We start from the raw sequence: 8,914 nt of genomic DNA on the forward strand, positions 1-8,914 counted from the left end.
CGCAAAGTGACCGCTGCGGCTCAAGGAATCACATGACTGCTGTCGCTGCGCTGGAAATGGATTTTGCAGGGCCGACTACTTAGTGGACGTCGGCCGATGCTTTGTTGTTGTCGGCGCGGCGTTGGAGAGGGTCAAGAAGTGCATTCGCCCCCCGGTCTACATGGCCAAGCCAGACAGCGATGCTGGGCAGCAGGAGGCCCGCGACTACGCGAATGACTATCTCAGAAAGCTGGTGCACGTGGAGCTGCCTGTCCCCACTCGTGAGCAGATGCTCACCCGGCTGCTGGAGCCGCGGCAGGAGAGGCAGCAACAATCCCAGCAAATCGCCAGGAGGCATCTGCTAGAGCGTGCAGGCTATGCAGGGGCGGTCCTGGTGCTCTTGGCTGCGGTATGGATGGCCATGGGAATCGGAGCACGATTGCACGACCATGGTGCTGGCGATATACCTCTGCTGGATATAGCGCCATCGGCGTTAGCCTCTTCCGCGGTGGCTCCTTCTGCATCATCAGCTACTAGACCCGTTGCAGAAGCCCCTTCTTCACCCGCGAGCGGTGGACAGGGGCGGCGGCTGGCCGTAGGACCATTTGATAGGCAAGGCATCGTCCAGTTGGAAACGGCCGCGGACAAGCGAGCTTTGCCGGCAGCACCTTGGTACGTCGCACTGCTTTGCATCGCTGTGGTTGGCGCCGCGCTTGGCTGGAAGCGCCTGCGTCGCTATCGCGATGCAGTAGCGGTCGCCCTCGGTGGCGCAATACGTGAACACGACTCTCCGCGCTTCCTCAACGCGCTTCGACTGTGGGGGCCGCTCGTCATCGCCTGTGACCCGACGCCAAGGCAAGTCAAGCGCTTCTACAACCGCGCGCGGCTCCTCGCCGCTTTTGAGTCTGGCGCACTCGGGATAGACGAGGTGCAACTCGTTGCGCTTGCCGCGGCGGATCAAGCGACGCCTGAACTCTTCAAGTTCATCGACGATAACCACGTCGACACAGATGTGAACTTGACCTCCGTCCTGAAGGGCGCGGACACGGTAGCGACCTCACGAATGACTGAGAAGGAGAAGAAGATCTGGCAGGAGCACATCAAGGTGGCAGGCCGCGCTCCCACCGTCGATGAACTCAAGCGCTTCCGGCAGCGAGTTGCCGGATTGGAGGTGCGCTAGCCGCCACCACAGGTGTTCTGGGTCGGCGCGCGAGGGGCATGCAAAGCATCCCGACCTTCTCACGCACGCGGAGTTTCTGGTGGCAGAGCCCCGCGCGGCTGGACGGGAGCCTATTGCTGCTTCACAAGGGCTCTTTCTCACTGCTGTTTACATTGTGGGAGCGTCGCTCTGCTAGCAGCCGCTTCAGCAGATCCCACAGACCCGGTTGCGTTTGGATCTGCCATCAGACTGAACTAGGCCAGTAGCTCGCAAGCTCGGTGCGTGCGCGGCGGCGAATCTCCTGCGTTGGCCGGATGACTACGAACCAATTCCGGGACACGGCCAGGAGCAGCCTGTCGCAACCGACCACATTCCGGTAGCCTCCAGTGATGACTTCAAATCCGCGAAGACTCTTCCGAAAGGTGCTCGACGAGACGAGTGATCCCGTAGCAGCCATCAGGGCGGTGAGGGAGGTCTTCGGTCTTTCGGTCAGTGAGGCCAAGAACGTGTGGATTCAGGCAACTGGCCAGGCGGCGGGCCTTGACGAGCATCAAGAGAAACTCGCCGCAGCGCTGCCAAGGATCGTGTGTCCGAAATGCCTCTCTGACACGACAGTGGTTCGCAAGATGCACACCCGGCCAGCCGGTTTGGGGTATGGCGATGTCAGTAGTGCTGAGATCGCCAATCCCGATTTCGTCAACGGATTCTGGTGCTCCACATGCCAAGTTGGGTTCGTCCCAGATCACTTGCTCGACGACCTTGGCCTTGTCGCGGTTAGGCCGATCTAGTTGGCAGAATTCGGCCAGGAGCCGTCGGCCACGGGCGTCTCCTATGAGGTGGGCTGCTTTCTGGAAGCGGCGTGAGAAGATCGAACGCTCATCGAAGAGCATGCTGCGGCCGCCAGTCAAGATGCCCCGCCTGGCTACTTACAAACGATGGAAAAAGACGACGCTCATTCCACACGGATCACTGAGGGCAACCCGGCGCTCGACACGTTGAAGTGCTCTTGGAGGACTGCCAAGTACTCAGACGAGGACGGCATCGGACCGATGGGCTCGTTGTTCGAAGCCGGCGACGCGCTGGTGGCCGTGGCACGGTTAGACGAGTTGGGTACCACCATTCTGGGGAGCGGCATCATGGTCGGGCCCGGCCTCCTGTTGACGGCGACGCACGTACTCGATGAATTTCCAAAGTCAGGAAGTGGTCCAGCGTTCCTGACCTTCTTGCCTTCCGGTTCGAGAGCATGGTTGCCGGTTTCAACGATCACGTCGTCCAGAACCAGTGCGTTCGACGAGAATCGGTCGACGGCTTACGACATCACGTTGGTCAGTTGTACCCTGAACTCAGACGCGCACGACCAGCACCCTTTGACACTGGCTCCGATACACGTGGCTCTCCCGTTGATTGGTGACCGGCTATGGGCCTTCGGCTACTGCCATACGCACATCGAAGACGCGGCGGCAATGATTTCGCCAACGGTCAGTTCGGGTCTCGTGACGGCAGTGTTTCCGCACGGCCGTGGAGAGCGGATGCCGGCATCTTGCATCGAAGTCGAGATGGAGACAATGGGAGGGATGAGCGGCGGACCTGTCGTCAACGCAGCGGGTCAAGTCATCGGCATCGTTTCCTCATCTCTCGACGGCGGACCCTCGTACGTCACCCTCGTATGGGACGTGTTGCGTATGAACATCCGTAGCGCCCTGCCGTGGCTTGCCGATCACGGCGAAATAAGCCTTTTCGGTGCACACGAACTCGGCCTCGTGAAGCTGACTGGACAGGTCAAGCGAAAGAGAGGAACCAAAGACGTCGTGATGACGATGTCTGAGCAGGAAATGCTTCTCTTCATTGGAGCATCGGATCCCAAACTTATCGAGCAATCGAGAGCCGAGAGCGAAAACCGACTTGACCGAGAGTGGGTCGAGAAATTCGAAGATGAATGGGGAAACGACCTTGAAGACGCAGCAGAGCGCGCCGCCATGAAGTTTCTTTCTGAGCGAAAGGTTGAGTTTGTTGCCGAGTGTTTGCAGACCCTGGACATTCCCGAGCACTGCCTGAAAGAGATCCGCGAGTTCAATGTCGATGACAACCATGGTCCTGACTACCCAGAAATCATCAAGGCCGAGAGGCGCGAAGACGGAACCATTGGCATCTCGTTCAGCTTTGAAATGCCTCATGTCATGTGGGAACTCAGCATCTCAGCTGAGGCGTACGTTGTGCACGCAGCCGACTACGAAGAATACTTCTGGAACGTAGAGCTTGACGGCTCGTTTGCGCGCATGCAAGCCTTCCAGCACTGCTATTTTGAGATGGACTTGACGTTCGATTCGGTGAATGAGCTTTTCGTCAACGCCAAGATCACACGCACTGGGACGATGCGAGAGACCAGAAATCCTCGACGTCCGAAGGCCGCTTGAGGCCGCCCCAAGGGCTTGTAGGTCGTAAGCAGGCTGTTCTGGCACGAACGAATGTTGACTGCTGTGACAGCCGCAGGCGAACTTAAGGTGAGGTCTTGGGAAGCTCTGGAAAGGAGTGCGGCCATCGAGAAGCTTGAAGTAAGATACATCGGATATTTGCCAACGGACTATTTTGTACTAGTCGAGGGCAGCATTATTATCGCTGGCACGTATGCGCCCAGCTCCGACAATGGGGCATCACCTGTGGATGTCTATTCGCCAGTCATACTGCATGATCAAGATGCTGGTCCCGCGAAGATCGTGTCACAGTTCCAAACCCGATTCGACGCATTGTGGAAGGGCGCGCATGTGCGCGCCTTGGTTACGGCACAACCAACTCCCTGAGCTGAGCAAACGAAAATGATGGGTTGAGATGCCTTCCGCAGCCCCTCCGGCGGATCGCGCCTACCTGTGCGTCTGCTCCTTGTTGAGGCTCATCCACTCGCGAGCTACTTTCAGGCACTTTTCCATCTGGCTCTCGGCAAGACCGGGCAGGTTGAGTGTGTCCTTCTCTTCTTCGATACAGTCGTTGAGCGCGATCCTGAGGCTCGTAGCCTGAAATGCGCCGAGCGGCCCTGACAACAGCTCGAAAGGTTCAATGCCCTTGGGAAGACGGGTCCTACTATCTACGACCACAAAGGCAATACTCTTTGGATTCAGATCCTGCACACCGGATAGATCGGTTCCTTCAAGTCTTGCTCCGTAGAACAGCGTTCGCGCCCAATCAGTGCCTGACAGTGATGCATTGCGCAAGTCGGCGCCAACAAAGGAGTTTGGGCCTCGTTGAGACGAGATGCTGGCGTACCTAAGGTCTGCTCTTAAGAATTCGCTTCCACTCAATGAAAAAGGCCAGAGAGAGGCGAAACGCAAGTCAGCGTTGCTGAAGTTCGCATTAATTATTCCTCCGAAGGTGATTGCCTCTCTTCGACGGTAACCCAGTGCGATTTCACGCGCTCCGAGAATCACTCCCCACCCTTCGACGTTCTCAGTAGCAACGCCAAACTTCATCATCCGCAGGTCAGCGCCAGAGAAATCCGATCCGGCTAAGTCGCTTCCACTGAAGTCAGCCTTTATCAGAGTGGAATTCTTGAGGTTAAGCCCAAGCAAGTACCTGTTTGTCAAGCTCTGCCCAACGATGCGGGTAAAATCCTTCGGCTCTTCGCCACTCCACTTATCCGGTAGGACGGTCAGGTTCGAACCACTTAAGTCAGCATTCAGACGCGATTGACTAAATGCCAGCGAGTACGACGCAATCTTTGCAGGAAGCCCCGGACTGGCCTTGCTAGAGCTGCCGCGACGCGAAGCATACATATAGCCCTCGGGTCCGCTGTACTCGATATACGGCCGGCTTGCTTCGAGCGTCGAGAAGGCAAGGCTTCCCCACCACAACATCCCGGTTGTCAGGAAGACCGTCACGCCGAAGCTTGCCAGGATTCCGCGAAGGCTTCTCCACGATTCCGTCCCGACTTCAGTTCGTCTGCGGAGAGTGCGTCGCATAAGCCGCCGGCAATGCCAGGTGAAGACGGCTGCAAACGACAGAATGGCAGTCTGAGATGTCAGCAAACCGACATGCTGACTCGGTAGGCTTCTCTGCAGCAGGACTGCAATTGTCAGCGGAACAAGCCACCAGATCAGCAGTTTGGATAGCGACTGGCCTGACCGGTCGAATGCAACTTCGCTCTTACGAAGCTGTGGAGTTTCGCTCCGAATCACGTCCGCTAGCAACCATGAAAAGGCGCGACGGTCGAGTCGCTGGCCGTCCGGAAATCTTGCAGGCAGCCATGCCAAGCATTCCCATAGACGCTGCAGGTGTAGATGAAGATATACGTGAAGAGATAGCAGCAGTCCGGGCGCGACCAGGAAAAACGTTGTCGTCGCGATGTCTACGCCGACTGCGGGAAGTTTAGCTGTGCCCGAATTCAGGACAAGGCTTGCGTCGCTAGTTGAGCCGACGGTGAGCCAGCAATAGAAGCACGCTGCCACGATCAGGAGTGCCAGCTTCTGAGTCTGAGCGGCGATATCGGTTGCCGTTGACACCAAAGGGAACTGGTCTAGTTGCTCAGGCAACGTGGCGCCGGTGAGATCGGTGCCGGCGAGCGCGCGCCCAGTGAGACCCTTAGAGTTGGCCAGCTTGGCCTTGCGCAAGCTGCTGTCGTAAAGTACCGCATCGTCCAGAAGAGCACCCGTGAAGTCTGCGTCATCCAGGCTAGCGCGCCTGACTTCCGCGCCGGACAAGATTGCCATCTGCAGATTGGCGCCCATCATGTTTGCGCCAACCAAGCTCATCCCAGACTCAGTGAAACACTGACCTCTCCGGCCATTCGTGGATAGCCACTCCTGGTGGAGCGCTAGTCGAGCTGCGAGATCAACCATTTCGTCTCCGACGTGGGTGGCGCGTCGGCAGAATACATGACGCGCACTGCAACCGAGTACCGTGTTCGACTCACCAGCGGAGGGGGCGAAAGATATCAGCCAAGGCCTGACATGAACTTCCGGCCGGCCGTATGCGGCTGCTTTGGGCCGCGGAGTCCACGGCAATGAAGGGTTGCTCCGGGTCGAGTCGAGCCCGTCGCGTGAAAGGGGACCGGTCGTTCATTGCCAGTGCCCCTGCAGTGACGCCGCGGGCGTCGGCTGTCTGACGGTTTGCCGACGCTCACGGCGTGGCCTGCTGTAGCAGCGAAGGTCAGCTTGATGCCAATGACCGTGAGTTCACCCGATCATCGCCACCGACCGCAACCGCTGCGTTGCCGACATCCCGTCAGCTCCGATGGCGGCGAATCGGCCGCGTCGGGTCCCGCCGAAACCGGGCCGTTCTCCTGCGTCGATCCCTGGCTCGCTCCGGCGGCTGCCCACGCTTTAGCGCTGCCCCTGAAAGTCATCGAGCCCTAAACACCAGCCCCCGGCTTTCGTCTTGGATATGTCCAGTCACGTGTCTCGCGTGCCTGGGTCATTTCTTCGAAGACACAGCCGACCATGCCCGCTTCCACGCCGAATCTCGCTGCCGCTCAACGCATTGCCGAACGCTTTGCTGCCCTGACGGACGCCCAGCGGCGAGCCGCCTACGCGAAGATGCAGGCGGAGGGACTGCACATGGCGCAGTTCCCGGTGCCGCGGCGCCAGGCGGGGACGGATGGGACCGCGGCTTGTGCGCTGTCGCATGCGCAGGAGCGGCAGTGTTTCCTGTGGCGGCTGGAACCGTTGGGCACGGCCTATCACATGGCCGAGACGCTGCGGCTGCAAGGTGCGCTGGACGAGGCTGCGGTGTGTGCGGCATTCGGAGCGCGTACACGCCTTTCGACCTGGCGCGCGGGCCGTTGCTGCGCGGCTTTTGGCGCTGGGCGCGCAGGCGAACGAGGGCCTGCGTTCGATCAATGGGTTGAGTTCTGATCCTCCTGGGCGACGCCATGGTCCAGCACAGTCAAACCTGAAAACAGCCCTCCAACTCCGCCCGGTCTTCGGCGGACAGCCCGAGCTGCCTGGCTTTGTTTTGCCAGGTACCGAGCACGGTCTTGAGGCGGGCCAGGTCTTCCTGGGCTTGCTGGGGGCGGACGCGGTAGAGGCTGGCGGTGGACAGAACGGTGGCCAGGTCCGGCTCGGTGCTGGCGTCGTCCAGGGCCAGGACGTGCACATCCTTCTTGGTGGACGGGTTCAGGTCGTAGGCGGGGGCCAGGCGCCAGCCTGTGGCCTCGCGGATGAAGCCGTGGTTGCGCAGATGGTCGTCGCGGTTGGCCACGGCGACATTGAAGAGAACCCGCCGGAAAAGCTCCCGCAGGTCTTGTTCAATCTTGCCCTCCACGCCTTGCTTGGAGGCAATGAACTCGGCCAGGTCCAGGTAGGACGCGTCTTCGCTGTCGCTGCGGCCGAGCACGGCCATGGCAGAGGTGAAGAAGCGCCGGTGGCCGTCCTGGCGGTCGAAGCGCTGCGTGACGAAGGTGTGGTGACCGTGCCCGATGCGCTCAAGCCGGGCCTGGGCCACGTTGAGTCCGAACTCTGCGGCGAGCTGATGCACGAGCATCTCGCGCAAGGCCCAGTCGTGGTCGTCGTCGGCGCCGGGGAACTTGGCAATCCACAGGCGCCCCTGGCCGTCCTGCAGGTTGGCCTTGGGGCGGGCGCCGCCAAGCGAGGCGCCGGGCGCCACGAGCACCTTGAGCCACTGCTGCAGCAGGCCGAGGTCGTCCACCTTCTTGCGCGTGAGCGCCAGGGCCACCGCCTGCAACTCGCCCATGTGGGTCAATGCCGGCGCAGCAAGCGCCTCGTTGGCCAGGGTGCTGCCGTCCACGAACACGGGCGGCGGCCCCTGCTTGAGTTGCTTGTCGCTTTGCAGCGCGGAAAAGCGCAGTGCCCCCATTCGCGTCACATCCTGGACGCCCAGGAAGAAGTCCCAGGGCCGCAGTTCGCGGCGGGCGCGTTGCTGTTGCTTCGCCTCGACCACCTCGCGACGCTTCATCAGCGTCTGCCCCCAGCGGTCGGGGCAACTGTCCATGAAGATGCCGAAGTTGGCGTCCTTCGGGTGGAAGTTGCCGCTGGCCAGCGAGAGCTCCGGGTCCAGCGCAAAGGCCTCTGCGCGCTTCAGCCACAGCGGCGAATATTCGAAGCGCACGGACTCCTGCCCCGCGCGGTGCAGTCGTCCCAGGTGGGTCAGTGGTCCGAATGTAGGGTCGTCGAGCCAGACCTCCAGCCCATCGGGGAGCGTGTGGATGACCGGTGCCGCGCCCGCGGCCAGCGCCTTCTTGCCGCGCGCGCTCATGAAGCAGCACCGCCTTCCGCCGGCATGGCTGGTGCGGCCGGCTTGGACGAAGCAGAGGAAGCCGACGAAGCGGGACTGACCTCATTGACCGGTTCCGGCCCCTTCTTCCGCTTTGGCGCACGCCTCGGCACGCCCAGTTCGGCATCCTGAAGCCGGCGGCCCACCGGATCGTCTGCCGCAAGCAGGTCCAGGTCTTTTTCCAGCCCGAGCACCGCCAGTACGCGCAGGTAGGTGCCCATGGTGACCGAGGCGTCCCCCTGCTCGACCTTGTTGAGGGTGGGGCGCGAAACCGATGCCCGCTCGGCCACCTGCGTGACCGTGAACCGTCGCCGTAGGCGAGCCTGGCGCAGGCGTTGCCCCAACGCGCCCAGAAGGCGCGACTGTGAGGGGTAGAGAGGCGGTGCTTTTGCAGGCATAAGAGAAATCATTATGACCAATATGGCAGGTAATTGCCATGAATGGAGACGCTTACCCGGTGGTTTCGTGGCTTGAGCCAATCGGTTGGATAACAGAAAACATTCTTCGCATTTTTCTACCTCAATGGCAACCATGGCTTCCGTTGCCAGCCGGCGGATC

The 8,914-nt window shown here is 60.5% G+C and carries 8 protein-coding genes; 4 read left to right on the forward strand and 4 right to left on the reverse strand.

Annotation, left to right across the window (positions count from 1 at the left end; all coding sequences use genetic code 11):
• Positions 1–160: 160 nt before the first annotated feature.
• Positions 161–1,159, forward strand: a complete 999-nt coding sequence (locus LRH25_RS31625; protein ID WP_170200828.1) for a hypothetical protein — start codon at positions 161–163, stop codon at positions 1,157–1,159.
• 374 nt (positions 1,160–1,533) lie between these two features.
• Here LRH25_RS31625 and LRH25_RS31630 read toward each other — a convergent pair whose 3' ends face one another.
• On the reverse strand, positions 1,534–2,028 hold the full coding sequence (locus LRH25_RS31630; protein WP_141287291.1) for a hypothetical protein: 495 nt from the start codon (positions 2,026–2,028) through the stop codon (positions 1,534–1,536).
• Positions 2,029–2,073: 45 nt separating this feature from the next.
• Between LRH25_RS31630 and LRH25_RS31635 the strand changes: the two genes are divergently transcribed.
• Together LRH25_RS31635 and LRH25_RS31640 are read left to right on the forward strand one after the other, a co-directional pair.
• Positions 2,074–3,552: a trypsin-like serine peptidase gene (locus tag LRH25_RS31635; RefSeq protein WP_141287290.1), complete on the forward strand. Its 1,479-nt coding sequence runs from the start codon at positions 2,074–2,076 to the stop codon at positions 3,550–3,552.
• Positions 3,553–3,603: 51 nt separating this feature from the next.
• Positions 3,604–3,936 (forward strand): hypothetical protein, encoded by a 333-nt coding sequence (locus tag LRH25_RS31640; protein WP_231013190.1) that lies wholly within the window; start codon positions 3,604–3,606, stop codon positions 3,934–3,936.
• Positions 3,937–3,996: 60 nt separating this feature from the next.
• On the opposite strand, the gene LRH25_RS31645 is transcribed toward LRH25_RS31640, so the two are convergent.
• Entirely contained in the window at positions 3,997–5,877 is a 1,881-nt protein-coding gene (locus LRH25_RS31645; protein ID WP_170200827.1) for a pentapeptide repeat-containing protein, read from the reverse strand.
• A gap of 687 nt (positions 5,878–6,564) precedes the next feature.
• Between LRH25_RS31645 and LRH25_RS31650 the strand changes: the two genes are divergently transcribed.
• Positions 6,565–6,978 carry a hypothetical protein gene (locus tag LRH25_RS31650; protein ID WP_141287288.1) on the forward strand — a complete coding sequence of 138 codons (414 nt, stop codon included), beginning with the start codon at positions 6,565–6,567 and terminating at the stop codon, positions 6,976–6,978.
• Between the two features lie 31 nt (positions 6,979–7,009).
• Here the strand turns inward: LRH25_RS31650 and LRH25_RS31655 are convergent, their stop codons facing one another.
• Positions 7,010–8,338 carry a type II toxin-antitoxin system HipA family toxin gene (locus LRH25_RS31655; protein ID WP_141287287.1) on the reverse strand — a complete coding sequence of 443 codons (1,329 nt, stop codon included), beginning with the start codon at positions 8,336–8,338 and terminating at the stop codon, positions 7,010–7,012.
• Positions 8,335–8,889 carry a helix-turn-helix domain-containing protein gene (locus LRH25_RS31660; RefSeq protein WP_231013191.1) on the reverse strand — a complete coding sequence of 185 codons (555 nt, stop codon included), beginning with the start codon at positions 8,887–8,889 and terminating at the stop codon, positions 8,335–8,337. The genes LRH25_RS31655 and LRH25_RS31660 overlap by 4 nt, the downstream gene beginning before the upstream one ends.
• Between the last annotated feature and the right edge of the window lie 25 nt (positions 8,890–8,914).

Source organism: Ideonella azotifigens, from assembly GCF_021043325.1.
Taxonomy (GTDB): domain Bacteria; phylum Pseudomonadota; class Gammaproteobacteria; order Burkholderiales; family Burkholderiaceae_C; genus Ideonella; species Ideonella azotifigens.